This is a genomic window from Salinispora oceanensis (genome assembly GCF_000383575.1).
GTDB lineage: Bacteria > Actinomycetota > Actinomycetes > Mycobacteriales > Micromonosporaceae > Micromonospora > Micromonospora oceanensis.
This window is the reverse complement of record NZ_KB911579.1, coordinates 265176-283540: the sequence shown is the minus strand read 5'-3', so window position 1 is coordinate 283540 and position 18365 is coordinate 265176. Positions and strand designations below refer to the sequence as shown.

At 70.3% G+C, this 18365-nt stretch carries 20 protein-coding genes; 15 read left to right on the top strand and 5 right to left on the bottom strand.

Going from position 1 to position 18365, the window contains the following annotated elements:
- Positions 1-76: 76 nt before the first annotated feature.
- From SALPAC4_RS0101095 to SALPAC4_RS0101030, 14 genes are all read left to right on the top strand, one after another.
- Positions 77-832, top strand: a complete 756-nt coding sequence (locus tag SALPAC4_RS0101095) for a helix-turn-helix transcriptional regulator (RefSeq protein ID WP_018731659.1) — start codon at positions 77-79, stop codon at positions 830-832.
- The gene (gene sufB / locus SALPAC4_RS0101090; RefSeq protein ID WP_012014297.1) at positions 829-2259 is read left to right on the top strand and encodes a Fe-S cluster assembly protein SufB; all 1431 of its coding nucleotides are present in this window, start codon (positions 829-831) and stop codon (positions 2257-2259) included. The genes SALPAC4_RS0101095 and sufB overlap by 4 nt, the downstream gene beginning before the upstream one ends.
- 75 nt (positions 2260-2334) lie before the next feature.
- Positions 2335-3531, top strand: a complete 1197-nt coding sequence (gene sufD, locus SALPAC4_RS0101085; protein ID WP_019868793.1) for a Fe-S cluster assembly protein SufD — start codon at positions 2335-2337, stop codon at positions 3529-3531.
- A complete protein-coding gene (locus tag SALPAC4_RS0101080) occupies positions 3531-3875 on the top strand; it encodes a non-heme iron oxygenase ferredoxin subunit (RefSeq protein WP_027644760.1) in 345 nt (114 codons plus the stop codon). Before sufD ends, SALPAC4_RS0101080 begins: the two co-directional genes overlap by 1 nt.
- Positions 3875-4648, top strand: a complete 774-nt coding sequence (gene sufC / locus SALPAC4_RS0101075) for a Fe-S cluster assembly ATPase SufC (protein ID WP_018731662.1) — start codon at positions 3875-3877, stop codon at positions 4646-4648. The genes SALPAC4_RS0101080 and sufC overlap by 1 nt, the downstream gene beginning before the upstream one ends.
- Before the next feature lie 25 nt (positions 4649-4673).
- A complete protein-coding gene (locus tag SALPAC4_RS0101070; protein ID WP_019868791.1) occupies positions 4674-5978 on the top strand; it encodes a cysteine desulfurase in 1305 nt (434 codons plus the stop codon).
- Positions 5978-6454, top strand: coding sequence for a Fe-S cluster assembly sulfur transfer protein SufU (gene sufU, locus SALPAC4_RS0101065; RefSeq protein ID WP_018216245.1), 477 nt, complete (start codon positions 5978-5980; stop codon positions 6452-6454). Before SALPAC4_RS0101070 ends, sufU begins: the two co-directional genes overlap by 1 nt.
- Positions 6451-6870 carry a metal-sulfur cluster assembly factor gene (locus SALPAC4_RS0101060; RefSeq protein WP_018744265.1) on the top strand — a complete coding sequence of 140 codons (420 nt, stop codon included), beginning with the start codon at positions 6451-6453 and terminating at the stop codon, positions 6868-6870. Before sufU ends, SALPAC4_RS0101060 begins: the two co-directional genes overlap by 4 nt.
- Before the next feature lie 236 nt (positions 6871-7106).
- A complete protein-coding gene (locus SALPAC4_RS0101055; protein ID WP_397537978.1) occupies positions 7107-7799 on the top strand; it encodes a hypothetical protein in 693 nt (230 codons plus the stop codon).
- A gap of 41 nt (positions 7800-7840) precedes the next feature.
- Entirely contained in the window at positions 7841-8521 is a 681-nt protein-coding gene (locus SALPAC4_RS0101050) for an acVLRF1 family peptidyl-tRNA hydrolase (protein ID WP_263404813.1), read from the top strand.
- A gap of 213 nt (positions 8522-8734) precedes the next feature.
- Positions 8735-10339, top strand: a complete 1605-nt coding sequence (locus tag SALPAC4_RS0101045; protein ID WP_018731667.1) for an ABC-F family ATP-binding cassette domain-containing protein — start codon at positions 8735-8737, stop codon at positions 10337-10339.
- A 153-nt stretch (positions 10340-10492) separates the two neighbouring features.
- Entirely contained in the window at positions 10493-10720 is a 228-nt protein-coding gene (locus SALPAC4_RS0101040) for a helix-turn-helix domain-containing protein (protein WP_007462679.1), read from the top strand.
- Between the two features lie 46 nt (positions 10721-10766).
- On the top strand, positions 10767-11534 hold the full coding sequence (locus SALPAC4_RS0101035) for an enoyl-CoA hydratase/isomerase family protein (protein ID WP_019868788.1): 768 nt from the start codon (positions 10767-10769) through the stop codon (positions 11532-11534).
- Between the two features lie 145 nt (positions 11535-11679).
- On the top strand, positions 11680-13656 hold the full coding sequence (locus SALPAC4_RS0101030; RefSeq protein ID WP_033664975.1) for an ABC transporter ATP-binding protein: 1977 nt from the start codon (positions 11680-11682) through the stop codon (positions 13654-13656).
- A 48-nt stretch (positions 13657-13704) separates the two neighbouring features.
- Here the strand turns inward: SALPAC4_RS0101030 and SALPAC4_RS0101025 are convergent, their stop codons facing one another.
- From SALPAC4_RS0101025 to SALPAC4_RS0101005, 5 genes are all read right to left on the bottom strand, one after another.
- Positions 13705-14466 (bottom strand): SDR family oxidoreductase, encoded by a 762-nt coding sequence (locus SALPAC4_RS0101025; RefSeq protein ID WP_019868786.1) that lies wholly within the window; start codon positions 14464-14466, stop codon positions 13705-13707.
- A 41-nt stretch (positions 14467-14507) separates the two neighbouring features.
- Positions 14508-15014 carry a hypothetical protein gene (locus SALPAC4_RS0101020; RefSeq protein ID WP_019868785.1) on the bottom strand — a complete coding sequence of 169 codons (507 nt, stop codon included), beginning with the start codon at positions 15012-15014 and terminating at the stop codon, positions 14508-14510.
- Entirely contained in the window at positions 15011-15829 is an 819-nt protein-coding gene (locus tag SALPAC4_RS0101015; protein ID WP_027644757.1) for a DUF692 domain-containing protein, read from the bottom strand. Before SALPAC4_RS0101015 ends, SALPAC4_RS0101020 begins: the two co-directional genes overlap by 4 nt.
- Positions 15826-16716: a TIGR04222 domain-containing membrane protein gene (locus SALPAC4_RS0101010; protein WP_019868783.1), complete on the bottom strand. Its 891-nt coding sequence runs from the start codon at positions 16714-16716 to the stop codon at positions 15826-15828. The genes SALPAC4_RS0101015 and SALPAC4_RS0101010 overlap by 4 nt, the downstream gene beginning before the upstream one ends.
- 90 nt (positions 16717-16806) lie before the next feature.
- Positions 16807-17379 carry a TetR/AcrR family transcriptional regulator gene (locus tag SALPAC4_RS0101005; protein WP_018731671.1) on the bottom strand — a complete coding sequence of 191 codons (573 nt, stop codon included), beginning with the start codon at positions 17377-17379 and terminating at the stop codon, positions 16807-16809.
- Between the two features lie 198 nt (positions 17380-17577).
- Here SALPAC4_RS0101005 and SALPAC4_RS0101000 point away from each other — a divergent pair, with 198 nt between their 5' ends.
- On the top strand, positions 17578-18222 hold the full coding sequence (locus SALPAC4_RS0101000) for an HAD family hydrolase (protein ID WP_019868782.1): 645 nt from the start codon (positions 17578-17580) through the stop codon (positions 18220-18222).
- Positions 18223-18365: the final 143 nt, after the last annotated feature.

Here is an 18365-nt window from a genome sequence, read left to right as displayed (position 1 = left end):
GCTTCGCCACAACGGTGTTTTGGATCACCGGACCCCGGGTTTGCAGGCCTCCGGCGAATTACGTAACGTTGGCGTTGTGAAAAACGCGGCGGGGCTATCGGGGCGCCAGCCGGCGCCTGTCGGGCTCGCCGGTGGGTCGACCGTCGCCGACCCGTCAACCCGGGATCGGGTTACCCAGCTGCTGCTGGAGCGGGGTGCCACCACCGCCGCGCAGCTGGGGCGCGAGCTCGGGCTCAGCCCCGCCGCGATTCGACGCCACCTGGACGCGATGCTCGCCGAGGGAGATGTCCTCGCCCGTGATCCGGCGGTCCGAGGTCACCGCGGGCGCGGCCGTCCGGCCAAGGTCTTTCTGCTGACCGAGGCGGCCCGCGGTCGCTGCGGCACCCACCACTACGACAACATGGCCACCGCCGCGCTGCGTTGGATCGCCCGTGGCGGGGGATCGGAGGCGGTGGCGGCCTTCGCCGCCGAGCAGGTCTCCGCCCTGGAGACCCGCTGTCTGGCGGCCATGGAAGACGCCGGCGACGACCCGCTCGCCCGCGCGGAGGCACTCGCCGCCGCCCTGACCGCGGAGGGCTACGCTGCCAACGCCTCCACGATCGCCTCGGGGGGGCAGCTGTGCCAACATCACTGCCCGGTGGCGCATGTGGCCGCCGAGTTCCCCCAGCTGTGCGAGGCCGAGACCGCGGTGATCTCCCGGCTGGTCGGCACCCACGTGCAGCGCCTGGCGACCATCGCGCATGGCGATGGGGTGTGCACGACGCACATTCCGGCCCAGCCGGGGCATGTTCAGTCCAGTAAGACCGTCACCACTGTGAGGACAGATAGATGACCGAGCAGACCGTTCAGCCCCTGACCCAGGAGGAGCAGCTCGCCGCCCTCGGTCGCTACGAGTACGGCTGGGCCGACCCCGACGCGGCCGGGGCCGTCGCGCAGCGTGGCCTCAACGAGGCGGTCGTGCGGGACATCTCGGCCAAGAAGGCTGAGCCGGCCTGGATGCTCGACCTGCGGCGCAAGGGGCTGCGGTTGTTCGATCGCAAGCCAATGCCGGCCTGGGGCGCCGACCTCACCGGGATCGACTTCGACAACATCAAGTACTTCGTGCGCTCCACCGAGAAGCAGGCGACCAGCTGGGAGGAGCTGCCGGAGGACATCAAGAACACCTACGACAAGCTGGGCATCCCCGAGGCGGAGAAGCAGCGGCTGGTTGCGGGCGTGGCGGCGCAGTACGAGTCCGAGGTCGTCTACCACAAGATCCGTGATGACCTGGAGGAGCAGGGCGTCGTCTTCCTCGACACGGACACCGCGCTCAAGGAGCACGAGGACCTCTTCAAGGAGTACTTCGGCACGGTGATCCCGGTCGGCGACAACAAGTTCGCCGCCCTGAACACCGCGGTCTGGTCCGGTGGCTCCTTCATCTACGTGCCGAAGGGCGTGCACGTGGAGATCCCGCTCCAGGCCTACTTTCGGATCAACACCGAGAACATGGGCCAGTTCGAGCGGACCCTGATCATTGTTGACGAGGGTGCGTACGTGCACTACGTCGAGGGCTGCACCGCCCCCATCTACTCCTCGGACTCGCTGCACAGCGCCGTCGTGGAGATCATCGTTAAGAAGAACGCCCGCTGCCGCTACACCACCATCCAGAACTGGTCGAACAACGTCTACAACCTGGTCACCAAGCGCGCGGTGTGCCACGAGGGCGCGACCATGGAGTGGATCGACGGCAACATCGGTTCCAAGGTCACGATGAAGTACCCGGCGGTCTTCATGACCGGCGAACACGCCAAGGGTGAGGTGCTCTCGGTGGCCATGGCCGGTGAAGGCCAGCACCAGGACGCCGGTGCCAAGATGGTGCACGCCGCACCGCGCACCAGCAGCACCATCGTCTCGAAGTCGATCGCCCGCGGTGGCGGTCGCACCTCGTACCGCGGTCTGGTGCAGGTGTTGGAGGGTTCACACAGCAGCAAGAGCACCGTGAAGTGCGACGCGCTGCTGGTCGACACCATCTCCCGCTCGGACACCTACCCGTACGTCGACATCCGCGAGGACGACGTGTCAATGGGGCACGAGGCGACCGTATCGAAGGTCAGCGAGGACCAGCTCTTCTACCTGATGAGCCGGGGGCTGAGCGAGGACGAGGCGATGGCGATGATCGTCCGTGGCTTCATCGAGCCGATCGCCAAGGAGCTCCCGATGGAGTACGCCCTGGAGCTCAACCGCCTGATCGAACTGCAGATGGAGGGCGCGGTCGGCTGAGGCCGCCGCGGCCGTGACGGACCCGACCCGTCCCCGTTACTGACACCGTCGTCGCAGAACAGAACCAAGGAAGAGATGACTACCCAGGCTTCCGCGCCGCCCAGCACCAAGTCGCAGGCGCTGCGCTCATACGATGTCACCGACTTCTCGGCCCTCACCGGCCTGGAGGAGGAGTGGCGCTTCACCCCACTCAACCGTCTGCGGGGCCTGACCGGCGAGGTGCCGGCCAGCGCGGGTGCGGTCCGGCACGAGTACGGCGACCTGCCCACGGGCGTCACCGTCGAGTCGGTCGCGAAGGACGATCCGCGGATCGGCAGCGTACTCGTGCCGGTGGACCGGATCAGTGCGCTCGCGTACCGAGGTGCGGCGCAGGCGCAGCTGGTGCGGATCGCCGATGAGGCCGTACTGGCCGAGCCGGTGACCCTGCGGGTGGTCGGCGAGGGCGTCGACGAACTCACCTTCGGGCACACCTTCGTCGAGGTGGGCCGGTTCGCCGAAGCGACGCTGGTGCTCGAGCACGTCGGTTCGGCGACGCTCGCCGACAACGTCGAGGTCTCGGTCGCCGACGGCGCGAAGCTGACCCTGGTCACCGTCGCCGACTGGGCCGACGACGCGGTGCAGGCGCAGCACCTGAAGGTGCGGCTGGGGCGCGCCGCCCGGGTACTGCACGTCCAGGTCAGCCTCGGCGGCGACCTGGTCCGGCAGTACACCACCGTGGAGTACACCGAGCGGGGCGGCGAGGCCGAGCTGTACGGGGTCTACTTCGCCGACGAGGGGCAGCACCTGGAGCACCGGCAGCTGGTGGACCACTCGGTCCCGGACTGCCGCAGCTACGTGGGCTACCGGGGTGCCCTGCAGGGCGAGAGCGCCCGTACTGTCTGGGTCGGCGACGTGCTGATCCGGGCCGAGGCGACCGGCACCGACACCTACGAGATCAACCGAAACCTGCTGCTCACCGAGGGGGCGCGGGCGGACTCCGTACCCAATCTGGAGATTGAGACCGGGGAGATCGCCGGCGCCGGTCACGCGAGCGCGACCGGTCGCTTCGACGATGAGCAGCTGTTCTACCTGATGGCCCGGGGGATTCCGGAGGCCGAGGCGCGGCGCCTCGTGGTCCGCGGCTTCTTCGCCGAGCTGCTCAACAAGATCCCGGTCGAGTCGTTGCGGGAGCGCCTCGGCACGGCGATCGAGGCCCGGCTGGCCAGTGGGGAGAGCGAGTTCGCCGACCCCACGTACGTGAGCGGGGACAACGCCGCGAAGGCCGGTGCGTGATGATTCGCATCTGCTCCGCCGAGGACGTGCCGAAGGGCAGCGTGGTCAGCGCGGACATTGACGGTCTGAAGATCGCGATCGTGCACGGTGCGGACGGCGCCTTCTACGCCGTCTACGACGAGTGCTCGCACGCCGCGGTGGCCCTCTCCGAGGGGGAGGTCGAGGGCTGCACCCTGGAGTGCTGGCTGCACGGTTCGCGGTTCGACCTGCGCACCGGCGAGCCGACCGGGCTACCCGCCACCGAACCCGTCCCCGTCTACCCCGTCGAGATCCGCGACGGCGACATCTACATCCCAGTGGGCGCCGACGGCCGCCCGATGCCAAGCAATGGAGTGACCCGATAATGAGCACCCTTGAGATCCGTGACCTGCAGGTGTCGGTCAAGCTGCCCGAGGGTGAGCTCAAGCCGATCCTGCACGGTGTCGACCTGACCGTCCGGTCGGGGGAGACGCACGCCATCATGGGCCCGAACGGCTCCGGCAAGTCCACCCTGGCCTACTCGGTCGCCGGGCATCCGAAGTACGAGATCACCGGTGGTTCGGTGACCCTCGACGGCGCGGACGTCCTGGAGATGTCCGTGGACGAGCGGGCCCGCGCCGGCCTCTTCCTGGCCATGCAGTACCCGGTCGAGGTTCCCGGGGTGTCGGTGGCGAACTTCCTGCGCACCGCGAAGACCGCGATCGACGGTGCGGCACCGAAGCTGCGCACCTGGGCGGGTGAGCTGCGGGGTTCCATGGAGCGCCTGCAGATGGACCCGGCGTTCGCCCAGCGCAACGTCAACGAGGGTTTCTCCGGCGGCGAGAAGAAGCGGCACGAGATCGTGCAGCTGGAGCTGCTCAAGCCGAAGGTGGCGATCCTCGACGAGACCGACTCCGGCCTCGACGTGGACGCGCTCCGCGTGGTCAGCCAGGGCGTAAACCGGGTCCGGGAGACCGGCGACACCGGGCTGCTGCTGATCACCCACTACACCCGGATCCTGCGGTACATCAAGCCGGACCACGTGCACGTCTTCGTCGCCGGCCGGATCGTCGAGGAGGGCGGCCCGGAGCTGGCCGACAAGCTCGAGGACGAGGGTTACGAGCGGTACGTCGCCGGGGCCGGCTCGGCGCGGGCCTGACGACCTCAAGGAAAGGCCGGTCACGATGACCACCATCGCGATTCCACCGGGTATGCCGCAGTACGGCGACGTGCCAAGCTACGACGTGGCGGCGGTGCGCGCTGACTTCCCGATCCTGGACCGGAAGGTCAACGGGCACCCGCTGGTCTACCTGGACAGCGCGAACACGTCGCACAAGCCACGGCAGGTGCTCGACGTGCTGCGGGAGCACTACGAGTGGCGTAACGCGAACGTGTCGCGCTCGGTGCACACGCTGGGCACCGAGGCGACCGAGGCGTACGAGGGCGCGCGCGCCAAGGTCGCCGCCTTCATCAACGCCCCGAGCCCGGACGAGGTGGTGTTCACCAAGAACTCCACCGAGGCGATCAACATCGTGGCGTACGCCTTCTCGAACGCGTCGCTGCGTCCCGACGCCGACCCGCGGTTCCGGCTGGGCCCGGGTGATGAGGTGGTGATCTCCGAGATGGAGCATCACTCGAACATCGTCCCCTGGCAGTTGCTCTGCGAGCGCACCGGCGCCACCCTGCGCTGGTTCCCGGTCACCGACCACGGTCGGCTGGACGAGTCGGGCTTGACGGACCTGGTCAACGAGCGGACGAAGATCGTCTCGCTGGTGCACATGTCCAACATTCTCGGCACCGTCAACGCGACGTCCCGGATCACGCAGCGGGTCCGGGAGGTCGGCGCGCTGCTGCTGCTCGACTGCTCGCAGTCGGTGCCGCACATGCCGATGGATGTGGTCGACTACGACCCGGACTTCATCGTCTTCACCGGGCACAAGATGTGTGCCCCGAGCGGCATCGGCGTGCTCTGGGGCCGCGCCGAGTTGCTCGCGGCGATGCCGCCGGTGCTCGGCGGTGGGTCGATGATCGAGACGGTGGCGATGTCGGGGTCGACCTTCGCCCCGCCGCCGACCCGGTTCGAGGCGGGTACCCCCCCGATCGCCGAGGCGGTCGCGCTGGGCGCGGCGGTGGACTACCTCTCCGGGGTCGGCATGCGGGCCATCCAGTGGCACGAGAAGCAACTCACCGCGTACGCCCTGGACGCCCTGGCGACGGTGCCCGGGCTGCGGATCTTCGGGCCGAACGTTCCGGTGGGCCGGGGCGGGACGATCTCGTTCGCGCTGGGTGACATCCATCCGCACGACGTCGGGCAGGTGCTCGACTCGCTGGGCGTGCAGGTGCGGGTCGGTCACCACTGTGCCCGCCCGGTCTGCACCCGGTTCGGGGTGCCGGCCATGACCCGGGCCTCGTTCTACCTCTACACCACCACGGAGGAGATCGACGCCCTGGTGGCGGGGCTGGAGCAGGTGCGGAAGGTGTTCGCCTGATGCAGGTTGACCAGCTCTACCAGGAGATCATCCTGGACCACTACAAGCACCCGCACGGCCGGGGGCTGCGCGACGCGGACGACCCGGCGGCTTCCGTCGCCGAGGCGCACCACGTCAACCCGACCTGCGGGGACGAGGTGACCGTCCGGGTCGCCACCGACGGTGCGGTGCTGCACGATGTCTCGTACGACGGGTACGGCTGCTCGATCAGCCAGGCCTCGGCGAGTGTGCTGCACGAGCTACTCGCCGGCCGTCCGGCCGCCGAGGCGTTCGCGGTGCACGCGGCGTTCGTGGAGTTGATGTCCGGCCGGGGCGAGGTCACGCCGGACGAGGAGGTACTCGGGGACGGGGTGGCTTTCGCGGGCGTCGCCCGCTACCCCGCCCGGGTTAAGTGCGCGCTGTTGCCGTGGATGGCGTTCAAGGACGCCGCGGCACGCGCCGGTGTGGACACGAGCCCGACGGAGGTTCAGGGATGAGCGAGGACACTGCCACCGAGGCCACGTCGGCCCCGGGTGATGGGGCGACCGGTGCGGCGGCTCCGGCGGGCGTGCCGGCCGCGAAGGCCGGCAAGGCCGCCGTCGCCGACGTTGAGGAGGCGATGAAGGATGTCGTCGACCCCGAGCTGGGCATCAACGTGGTCGACCTGGGCCTGCTCTACGGCGTCCACGTTGACGACGACAACGTCGCCACGCTGGACATGACGCTCACCTCGGCGGCCTGCCCGCTGACCGACGTCATCGAGGACCAGGCGCGGTCGGCCCTGACCACCGGTCCGGGGGGCGGCCTGGTCAACGAGATGCGGATCAACTGGGTGTGGCTTCCGCCGTGGGGACCAGACAAGATCACCGACGAGGGGCGCGAGCAGCTTCGGGCGCTGGGCTTCAACGTCTGACCACGGTGCCCTCCGCCGCATCCACTGTGCCAGGCGCTGCGTCGCCTCCGTCGGAAAGCCGATAGCCGCGGGCGTTGGGGGCGACGCAGGATCACGGTGTGATCGATGCGTTTCTGTTAGGTCTGGCCGCCGGTTTCGGCCTGCTCATCCCGGTCGGCGTCTTCGCGGTACTCGTCCTGTGGCGGGTCAGGCGGACCGCGTCGCGGGTGGGTGTGGCCGTGGCCCTCGGCGTCGTGCTGGCCGATGGCCTGTTCGCAGCCGCTTCGGCTGTAGCCGAGGGTCTTGGCTACCTGGTCGTGGCCATCCCGGTCGGCGTCTTCGCGGTACTTGTCCTGCAGGTCGCGCCGATCGCGTCGCGGGTGGAGACGGCCGCGGCCTTCAACGTCGCCCTCGCCAACGGTCTGTACGTGGCCGTTGCGATCCTCGGCGGTGTCGCGTTGGCCTGGGTGCTCGCTTCGGCCGCCGGCCCAGTGCGGGTGGGCGCCGCGGTGGTACTGCTCGCCTTGGCAACCCACGCCGCGACGCGGCGTTCCGCCCGCTCGGGTGCGGTTGCCGGCCCGGATGCCGAAGCTACATCCACGGCCGGCGCCCCCGACATTGTTGGCCGGTCGGTCGTGGGCCGCGGGGACTTGGAGCCGCGGCCGCGGGTATTCGTCTGGATACTGATGTTGACCTTGTTGAATCCCGTGTCCATGTTCTATCTCGCGATGCTTGTACTCGGCTACCGGGCCCCCGCTGTCCCGGATCTGCCGGCCGCTGCGGTGCTCCTGCTCGGGGTGTTTCTCGCCTCGGCGAGTTGCCAACTGGTGGTCGCCAGGGGTGGCATGCTGGCCGGCCGGATCCTCGCCGGCCCGCGCGGCCGGCTCGGCACGGCCCTGATATCCAGCACCATCGGAGCGCTCGTCGTCGTCACGCTCGTGTCGGCCTGACCCGACGAAGGGGAGCCGGCGGGCAGCGGTAGGTTCGAGGTGTGCGTAGTAGGCCCGCAGCGGGAGGCGGCCGGTGGGTCGAGGTGGACCCGGGCCGGGCCGCTCGCTGGGTTGCCGGCTTCGCCGACCGGCACGGTCCGTCGATCTCCACCCCGCAGGAGTACGGGCTGCTGTTAACCGCCTCGGACGGTGCGACCGCCGAGTTGCACACCCCGCCCGGCGCTCCCGGCGCGGTCGACCTGGATGGGTTCCTGGCGGCCGTGTCCCGGCCCCGGCGGATCGGCCTGCTGCTCGCCCGCAAGGGTGCGGTGGCCCTCGGCGTCGCCGAGGGAACGGAGCTGGTCGTGTCGAAGGTCGATACGCACTACGTGCAGGGCCGGACAGCTGCCGGCGGTTGGTCGCAGCAGCGGTTCGCCCGGCGGCGGGAGAACCAGGCGAAGGCGGCGGTGGCGGACGCGGTCGAGCTGGCTATGCGCCTGCTGCTGCCGGCGGCTCCGACGCTCGCGGCCCTGGTCTGTGGTGGGGATCGCCGGACGGTGGATACGGTGCTCGCGGATCGTCGGCTGGCTCCGCTGGTCGGGCTGCGTGCCGAGCGTCTGCTGACCGTGCCGGAGCCCCGCCGCGCCGTGTTGCTCGACGCCATTCCCGCGGCCCGAGCCGTCTACATCCTCGTCCGTGATCCCGAGATGGGGACCGCGCGCAACGCCGGATCCGCCACCTGACCGGTGGTCGGTGCCGGCCAACGACGGGCGGCCCCGGGCCGGTCAGTGATCTTGGCGGGGGTAATCCGCAGGACCGGGCGGGGCGTGTCCCGGTACACTTGCCGCGTGCTGCTCTGCGAAGGCTGAACCGCCCCGCACCGACGGTCCTCCGGCCCGCCGGTGCTTTCGCGTGCCCTGAGTCAGCCTTTCCACCCCGAGAGCGAGTCATCCGACATGATCACTGCCACCGGCCTGGAACTCCGCGCCGGATCCCGAATCCTGCTCTCCGACACCACGCTGCGGGTACAGCCGGGGGACCGGATCGGCCTGGTCGGCCGCAACGGCGCCGGCAAGACCACGACGCTGAAGGTGCTGGCCGGCGAGGGGCAGCCGTACGCCGGTCAGCTCGACCGTCGCAGCAACATCGGCTACCTGCCGCAGGACCCACGCACCGGTGACCTCGACGTGACCGGCCGCGACCGGGTCCTCTCCGCCCGCGGCCTCGACCAGCTGATGGCCCGGATGACCGAGCTGGAGGGGAAGCTCGCCGAGACGCCCGACGATAAGCTGGTCCGCCGCTACGGCGCGCTGGAGGACCAGTTCGCCTCGCTGGGCGGGTACGCGGCCGAGGCGGAGGCGGCCCGCATCTGCGCCAACCTCGGGCTCCCCGACCGGGCGCTGGCCCAGACCATCGGCACCCTCTCCGGCGGCCAGCGCCGTCGGATCGAACTGGCGCGGATCCTGTTCCGCGACGCGGGCGAGAACGGTGGCGGCATTCTGCTGCTCGACGAGCCGACCAACCACCTGGACGCTGACTCGATCACCTGGCTGCGCGGCTTCCTCGCCAACCATAAGGGCGGCCTGATCGTGATCTCCCACGACGCCGCGCTGCTGGAGGCGGTGGTCAACAAGGTCTGGTTCCTCGACGCCACCCGTTCGGTGGTGGACGTCTACAACCTGGGTTGGAAGGCGTACCTGGAGGCGCGGGAGACCGACGAGCGGCGTCGCCGGCGGGAGCGGGCCAACGCGGAGAAGAAGGCCGGTGCGCTGATGGCGCAGGCGGACAAGATGCGGGCCAAGGCCACCAAGACCGTCGCCGCCCAGAACATGGCCCGTCGGGCCCAGCGGCTGCTCTCCGGTTTGGAGGAGGTGCGGGTCGGCGACAAGGTGGCGAAGGTGCGCTTCCCCACGCCTGCGGCGTGCGGTCGTACCCCGCTGACCGCGGGTGGACTGTCGAAGTCGTACGGATCGTTGGAGATCTTCACCGATGTGGATGTCGCGGTCGACCGCGGATCCCGGGTGGCGATCCTTGGCCTCAACGGTGCCGGCAAGACCACCCTGCTGCGGATCCTCGGTGGACTGCTGGAACCGGACACCGGCGAGGTGCGGCCCGGACACGGGCTCCGGCTGGGCTACTACGCCCAGGAGCACGAGACCCTGGACGTCCAGCGGACGATTCTGGAACACATGCGCAGCGCCGCGCCGGAGCAGAGTGACACGGACCTGCGCCGGATTCTGGGTGCGTTCCTCTTCTCCGGGGAGGACGTGGAGAAGCCCGCCGGGGTGCTCTCCGGTGGGGAAAAGACCCGGCTGGCACTGGCTACTCTGGTCTGCTCCGGGGCGAACGTGCTGCTACTGGACGAGCCGACGAACAACCTCGACCCGGTCAGCCGGGAGCAGGTGCTGGACGCGATCGCTCGCTATCCCGGGGCGATCGTGCTGGTCACGCACGATCCGGGGGCGGTAGCCGCACTCAAGCCGGACCGGGCCATCCTGCTGCCCGACGGGGACGAGGACGCCTGGAGCGACGACCTCCTGGAGCTGGTTGAGCTGGCCTGACCGATCATGGGCCGCCAGTTCTGCCTATCGGGTAGCCGACATTACATAGCGTGTCGGTTGGCGATTAGTTGATATCTGGCGCATGATCGTTCGAGACGGTCTAATAGGTGGGACCGTATCCGAACCGCACAGTCTGGGACGTGAGGACACAGCATGGCAGCCACTGGCACAGCCACCAGCACTGAGAAGGGTCGCCGGATCGTCGGGGCCGAGCGTCAGACGCTCGCCAAGGACCTGGTCAAGCGGTACACCTCGGGGGAGAGCATCCGTGCGCTCGCGGCCTCAACCGGCCGCTCCTACGGATTCATCCACCGGGTGCTCACCGAGTCCGGGGTGCAGCTGCGGCAGCGCGGCGGCGCCCGGCGTCGCAAGAAGGCGTGACCCGCCGAGCGGCGCCACCCATCAACACCGTTCCCCGGGCCGCCCGGTGACTGCCGCGGCGACCGGGGTCCGGCTGGAGTGCGACGGTGCGGTGGCTACGGTCACCCTGGCCCGGCCCGACGTGCTCAACGCGCAGACTCCGGCGATGTGGCAAGCGATGCGCGACTTCTCCCGGAAGCTCCCCGGCGACGTGCGCGTCGTGGTCGTCCGCGGTGAAGGCCGGGCCTTCTCCGCCGGCCTCGACCTGTCGGTGGCCGGTGCCTCCGGGCCGGGCTCCTTCGCCGAGCTTTCCACCCTGCCCGAGCCGGAGTGCGCGGACCGGATCGCCGAGCTGCAGGATGCCTTCACCTGGTTGCATCGCCCCGACCTGGTGTCGATTGCGGCGGTGCAGGGGCACGCGATCGGTGCCGGGTTTCAGCTGGCGCTCGCCTGCGACCTGCGGGTTCTCGCCGAGGATGCCCGGTTTTCCATGGCGGAGGTGACACTCGGCCTGGTCCCCGACCTGGCCGGCACCAAGCGCCTGGTCGAGCTTGTGGGCTACTCGCGCGCGCTGGAGCTCTGCGCCACCGGGCGGCGGTTGGACGCTGCCGAGGCGGACCGAATCGGGCTGGCGACTCTGGTCGTGCCGACCGGGGAGCTGGCCGGCGCGGTCAGCGACCTGACGGCGGGGCTGCTCGCCAACGACCGGGACGCGGTCGTAGAGATCAAGGCGTTGCTCGCCGGCGCGTCCGACCGCACCCCGGCCGAGCAGGAACGGGCGGAGCGGGAGGCACAGACCCGGCGGCTGCGGGAACTCGCCGGCCGGGGAGAATAACCGGGCGGGGCGCTGGCACCTGTCAGCGCCCGTAAGGGCCGTACGGGAAGATTCGGGTTACTTACCGGGTTGTCACAGGCGTCGGGAGAATCGACCCGGAGGTTGTGGTCGGCCCGATGACCCGGAGGTGACCGTGTCCAATCCGATGTCCGGCGGCGGCATAGGCGGCTGGAGCATGCTCCGGTCGATGCGGAGCCACGACGAGATCTCGGCGCACCGGCTCCAGCGCGGGGTGGCGCGTCGGATCGTCGGCTTCGCCCAGCCCTACCGGCGGGACATCGTCGTCTTCCTGGCCACCGTCGTGCTGGCCGCGATGATCGGGGTTGCCACCCCGGTGCTCGCCGGCAAGGTGATCGACGCCATCACGCGGGGTGGCAGCGAGGCATCCACCCTGATCGTTCGACTGGCGCTGGTCATCGCCGCGCTCGCGGTGGCAGATGCGCTGCTCTCGCTCGCCCAGCGGTGGTACTCGGCCCGCATCGGTGAGGGCATCATCCTCGACCTGCGGACCCGCGTCTACGACCACGTCCAGCGCATGCCGTTGCAGTTCTTCAGCCGGACCCAGACCGGCGCGCTGGTCAGCCGACTCAACAACGACGTACTCGGGGCCCAGCGGGCGTTCACCTCGACCCTGTCCGGGGTGGTCAGCAACGTCATCCAGCTGGTGCTCACCGCGGCGGTGATGTTCACCTTGTCGTGGCAGATCACCGCACTGTCGCTGGTGCTGCTACCGGTGTTCATCATTCCGGCCCGCCGGGTCGGGCGGCGCCTCGCCGAGATCACCCGCGAGTCCTACAACCTCGACGCCAAGATGAACGCGACGATGACCGAGCGCTTCGGCGTCTCCGGAGCACTGCTGGTCAAGCTCTTCGGCCAGCCCGACAACGAGGCACGCCGGTTCGCCGCGCGGGCCGAGCGGGTTCGGGACATCGGCATCCAGTCCGCGATGTACTCGCGGACCTTCTTCGTGGCCATGCTGCTGGTCGCCTCGCTCGCGCAGGCGCTCACCTACGGGCTGGGCGGATGGTTGGCGGTCACCGGCAGCGTCAGTGCCGGCACCGTCGTCACGCTCGCGCTACTACTCACCCGGCTTTACGGGCCACTCACCGCGCTCTCCAACGTCCGGGTTGACGTGATGAGCGCGTTGGTCTCCTTCGACCGGGTCTACGAGGTGCTCGACCTGCAACCCGCCATCACCGGGAAGGCCGCTGCTGTCACCGTGCCGCGGGGCGACGGTCGGGTCGAGTTCCGGTCGGTGCATTTCCGCTACCCGAGCGCCGCCGAGATCTCGCTGGCCTCCCTGGAGGAGGTCGCCGCGCTCGATCGGACCGCCACCGAGCCGGTGCTCCGGGGCGTGTCGTTCACCGTCGAGCCGGGGCAGATGGTCGCCCTGGTCGGGCCCTCCGGCGCGGGCAAGTCGACGCTGTCCATGTTGATCTCTCGGCTCTACGACGTCACCGACGGCCAGGTGCTCGTCGGCGGGGTTGATGTCCGGGACGCCAGCCTGGACTCGCTGCGCGACGAGATCGGGGTCGTCACCCAGGATTCACACCTGTTCCACGAGACCATCGCCGAGAATCTGCGGTACGCCAAGCCGACGGCCACCGACGACGAACTCTGGGCTGCCCTCGCCGGTGCTCAGGTGGCGGACCTCGTGCGGGCGTTGCCCGACGGCCTGGACACGGTGGTGGGGGAGCGCGGCTACCGCTTCTCCGGTGGGGAGAAGCAACGCATCGCGATCGCCCGGGTGCTGCTCAAGGCACCCTCGATCGTGATCCTGGACGAGGCCACCGCGCATCTGGACTCGGAAAGCGAGGCAGCGGTGCAGCAGGCGCTCTCGGTCGCGTTGACGGGGCGGACCGCGCTGGTCATCGCGCACCGGCTCTCCACGGTGCGAGAGGCCGACCAGATTCTCGTACTCGATCAGGGGCGGATCGTCGAGCGGGGGCGACATGAGGAGCTGGTTGTCCTGGGCGGGCTCTACGCCGAGCTGTACCGGACGCAGTTCGCGGTCGCCGACTCGCCCACGCCGTACCAGGACGCGACCGGACCGGAACCGGTGACGCTGCCGATGCGCTCCTACGTCGCCGAGGAGGCGTTGCCGCCGGCCGCCGCTAATTAGCCCACATCCGGTGTCCCCGACCGGCGTCTACTGCCCGGGGACTGGTGACTACAGCCCGCGCAGCGCGCCGCCCTCCACCGGTAGCGTGATTCCGGTCAGGTAGCTGGCGGCGGGGGAGAGCACGAACGCCGCCACCCGGCCGAACTCCGCCGGCTCACCCAGCCGGCGGAGCGGGATCTCCGCCTCCGCCGCGGCGCGGGCCTGTTCGGGGTCCCCGGCGGCGGCGAAGAGCTGCGCGTTCCGGTCGGTCAGCATCCGCCCCGGCAGCAGCCCCACCACACGGACGCCCTGGGGGCCGTACTCGTCGGCCAGGTCCTTGGCGACGCCGGCCAGGCCGGGCCGGAGGCCGTTGGAGATGCCTAGGCCGGCCAGCGGCGCCCGCGCCGTGATGGACAGCACCAGCCCGATCGCCCCGCCGTCGGGCAGCGCGGCGGCGACGGTCCGGACCATCCGGACGGTGCCGAGGAAGATTGTTTCGAAGGAGCTGCGCCACTGCTCGTCGCTCACGGTGGCCGCGCTACCCGGCGGTGGGCCACCGACCGACACCAGCGCGCCGTCCAGCCGCCCGAACGCCTCCCGGGCGGTCGCCGTCAGCCGTTCGGGCAGCTCCGGGTCGGCCAGGTCGGCGGGCACGCCGACGGCGCACGCGGGGCCACCGAGGCGGTGGGCGGCGGCGCTCACCGCCTCGGCGTCCCGGGCGGCGAGGACGACGCGCGCCCCGTCGGCGACGAGCGCCTCGGCGGTGGCGTAGCCGAGGCCCCGGGAAGCGCCGGTGAGCACGTACACGCGGTCGTTCAAGCCGAGCTCCATGCCCTGATCCTGCCGTATTCGGCGCCCGCAGGCGGGGCGAGCTAGGTGCGGCGGCGGGCGGAGCGCAGGAGGCGTACCCGCCCGGCGAACTGGATCGCGACGGCGCCGCCGACCCGCCCCCAGGACGGCAGGCGGCGCGGCCGGGGCGGGCGTCCCGGCTCTGGGTAGTGGTAGCCAGCCTGCCAGCAGGCCAACTCGTCCGCTCCCAACGGCGGCAGTTCGCCCGCGCGCTGTAGCTGGCGGGCCAGCTCCCAACCCTCGCAAAGGGCACCGGCGGGCGGCCGCCCGGCGGCCCAGTGCTGGAACACCTCCAGCCACCGCGGGTGCAGGCCGGTGGCGAGCAGTGGCCAGTACCGGGCCGTCTCGCCGGCCCGCTTACGCAGCAGGGCGGTCCGGGTCGCGGCCAGCGCCTCCGGAGCGAAACCTGGTGGCGGCGGGGCGCCGGCCACCAGGGCGGCGACGAGGGCGGCCTGCCGGGCGGCCAGCGTGGTCACCGTCGGGTCGGTGGGCCGCGTCGCCGGTACGTTCGCCGGGCTGGCGGGGTTCATGTGACCACCGGCAGGCCACCGACGGCGGCGAGCGCGTCCAACTCGGCGCGGAGGGCAGCGGCCGGGGGGTAGTTTCCGTCCCGCTCCAGCAGCAGGGCCGGTGGTCTGTGGCGAGTGCACAGCTCACCTACCAGGTCGAGTACCGGCGGGGACACCGGGCTGGTGTGGGTGTCGTGGTAGTAGCCGTCCTGTTCGGCCCCGCCGGCCACGTGCGCGTACGCGACTCGTTCCAGCGGCAGCCGGTCCAGCAGATCGAGCGGGTCGGCGCCGCGGTTGCGGGCGTTGGCGTAGACGTTGGCGATGTCGAGCAGCAGGTGGGCACCGGTGCGGTCCAGGATCTCGGTGAGGAACGCCGCCTCGTCCAGTTCGTCGTCGGGCCAGTCGAAGAGCGCGGCGACCGGCTCCAGCGCGACTGGCACCGGCAGTTCGGCCTGCGCGCGGGCGACGTTGGCGCAGACCGCCGTCACCGCCTCCCTGCTGCGCGGTAGGGGTAGCAGGTGACCAGCTTCCAACCCGCCGGCCCGGACGAAGGCGATGTGCTCGCTCACCAGGGCCGCGTCGGTCAGCTCAGCCACCGCGGCCAGGTGAGCTACCCGGGCAGGGTCGACCGGTTCGGCGCCGCCGAGGGAGAGCCGCACCCCGTGCGGCACGACGGCCACGCCGCGTTCCCGCAACGCCGTGAGCTCAGCCGGCAGCGGACCGGCGGCCGGCACCGATTCGGCGATCACCTCGACGAACGGTAGCCCGGGGAGCCCGGCGACGAAGCCAGCGATCTCGGGCCGCCATCCGATGCCCAATCCGACCGGACCGGTCATCCGCCGCACCCACCGCCACCGCCACAGCTGCCGCCATCACCACCGTTACCTACGCCGGCGGTCCCGCCCCCGCCGGCTGCCGACCCACCGGCCAGGAACTGCTGCTGGATCTGTGCCTGCTCGGCGAAGCCGGGATCCATGGCCCACAGAGCGGCCGTGCCGAAGAGGGCGACGCCCATCGCCGCCCCGGCGGCGCCATAAGTGGCATAGGCCGGATTGTGGTGGGGTGCCAGGTGCGTGTGCCGGTGGCGTAGCCGGCGTAGAACCCGGTCGGCGGTCCGGGTGCGCCAGGGACGCCGGAAGAGCAGAACTATCACGACCAACAGCGCGACTTGGGCCAGAAAAAGCCAGCCGATGGGGCGTTCGTTCGCCAGACCGGCCCCGAGCCGCAGCATGCCGATTGCGAACAGGCCGGTGAGTAGCAGTGCCGTGTTGCGCAGGGTAGCCCGCTGCTCGTCGGACAGCGCCAACCCGTGTCGCACCAGGTCAGCGCGGAGCTGGTGGACGGCCTGTCGCACTCCTCGGTCTCTGCTGAGCTCCTGGGCACGTAGGCCCCGACTGGCGGCGAGGTGGATGGCCTGGTCCAACGCGGCGCTGTTGCTGGGCGGCGAACCGCTGGCGGTCAAGCGCCGGTCCGGGTTCACGTTGATCGCACCAGCGCTGCGGAGTCCCGCGAGAGCTGCCCAGACCGCCAGCGGCGCACCACCGCGGAGGTAGGCGACCTGCTGGGGGCTGAGCAGGCTGGCATCGTACGTCGATCCGTTTAGTATCTCGTTTCGACGTAGGAGTGCGATGGCGACGAGAACGGCGGCGGTCACCAGGTAAAGCCCGAGGAAAACTGGGCCGGGAATGCCCCAGGTGTTGCTGGGGGCGGCGAGGAGGACCATCGGACACTCCTGTCGTGGGGGACGGAACCCATTGTGGGCCACCTGTGCCAACGGAAGGAGGGCCGCCGGAGCGGGGATGGGCAGGGATGGTCAACGCCGACGGACGGCTTCCTCAACCAGGTTGAGTACCGGTCCGAGGTCGTCGGCCGGGCGTCCCATCGCCAGGTGCAGGACCAGACCGTCGTACGCCAGCTTCAGGAACTGGGCGAGCACTTCGATGGGGACGTCGTCGCGCAGGACGCCCGCCTCGCGCTGGCGGAGTAGGCGGTCGCGGGTGGCTTCGGCGATCGCCGCGGACCGTTCGGTCCACCGCCGGGCGAACGCGGGATCGGTGCGGAGGCGGCGCGAGACCTCCAGCTGGCTGCCCAGCCAGCCCGTCGTGTCGGGGGAGGCAGCCCGGGCAAGTAGGTCTCGCATGACCTGCACCAGGCCATTGCGGGCGACGGTTTCCACCATCGCCGCCGCATCGTCCTCGGCCACGGCGAGGAAGAGGGAGTCCTTGTCGCGGAAGTGGTGGAAGATCGCTCCACGGGACAGCCCGGTCGCCTCCTCCAGACGGCGCACGGTGGCGCCCTCGTACCCGTGTCGGGCGAAGCAGACCCGGGCGGCGGTGAGGATCTCCTGCCGGCGCGCGTCGAGTTGGTCCTGACTTACTCTGGGCACGGGTCGATCGTGTCAAACCACCCGGCGTCCTGCAAACCGTACGTACGGCTTGCGGTCTGGCCCGTCGACTGGCGACCCCGCGTCCGCTCTCTTCGGCGAATTCCCCCTACCAGCTGCTTCATCCGTTTGTCATAAATTTCTGGCCATTTGGTTGCTTGGGCCTGTCGGACCGACGCCTCAGTCCCGTAAGGTGCCGGAGTGCCGCTGCTCCTTCTTGACCTGGATAACACCCTGCTCGATCGAGAAAATTTGTTCCGATCCTGGGGCGAGCGCTTCCTGGTCAAGATCGGTGCACCGCCAGGTGACCTCGATTGGCTGCTCTCCGTTGACGCGGACGGGCTTACCGATCGGTGGGATGTGGCCGACTCGATCCGTAACCGCTACTCGCTGGCGGTCCGCTCGGTCGACCTGGTGGAGGAGCTGCACGACGGCGTGCTCGCCGGCACCCGACTTGATCCACTTGTGGCATGTGCGCTGCAGATCGTCGGCGACGCCGGGTGGATACCGGTGGTGGTCTGCAATGGGGCGGTACGGCAGCAGGAGGAGAAGATCCGGCGGACCGGGCTGGACCGCTACCTGGCCGACTGGGTGATCTCCGAGGCGGCCGGGGTCAGCAAGCCGAACCCGCGAATCTTCGCACTGGCCGCGCAGCGGGTTCGGATGCCGCTGCGCGGGGCCTGGGTGGTCGGCGACGGCCCGGAGGCGGACATCGGCGGTGCCGCGGCTGTGGGGCTGCCCAGCGTCTGGCTGCACCGGGGGCGCACCTGGACCGACGGACGGTTCGCCCCCACCTTCACAGTCGACGGTCTGATCGCCGCCCTCGCCGCGGTGCTCGCGGCGTAATACCGGTTGCCGCGCCGCGATCCGACGGTGAGCATGGGACCGCACGGTGCACCCCGGGCGAGTGGCCCGGTCGAGGAGAGGAGGCCGATCATGGCCGTCTGCACAGGTCACTTCCAGCTGTCTCCATTGACCTCGACCGAGGG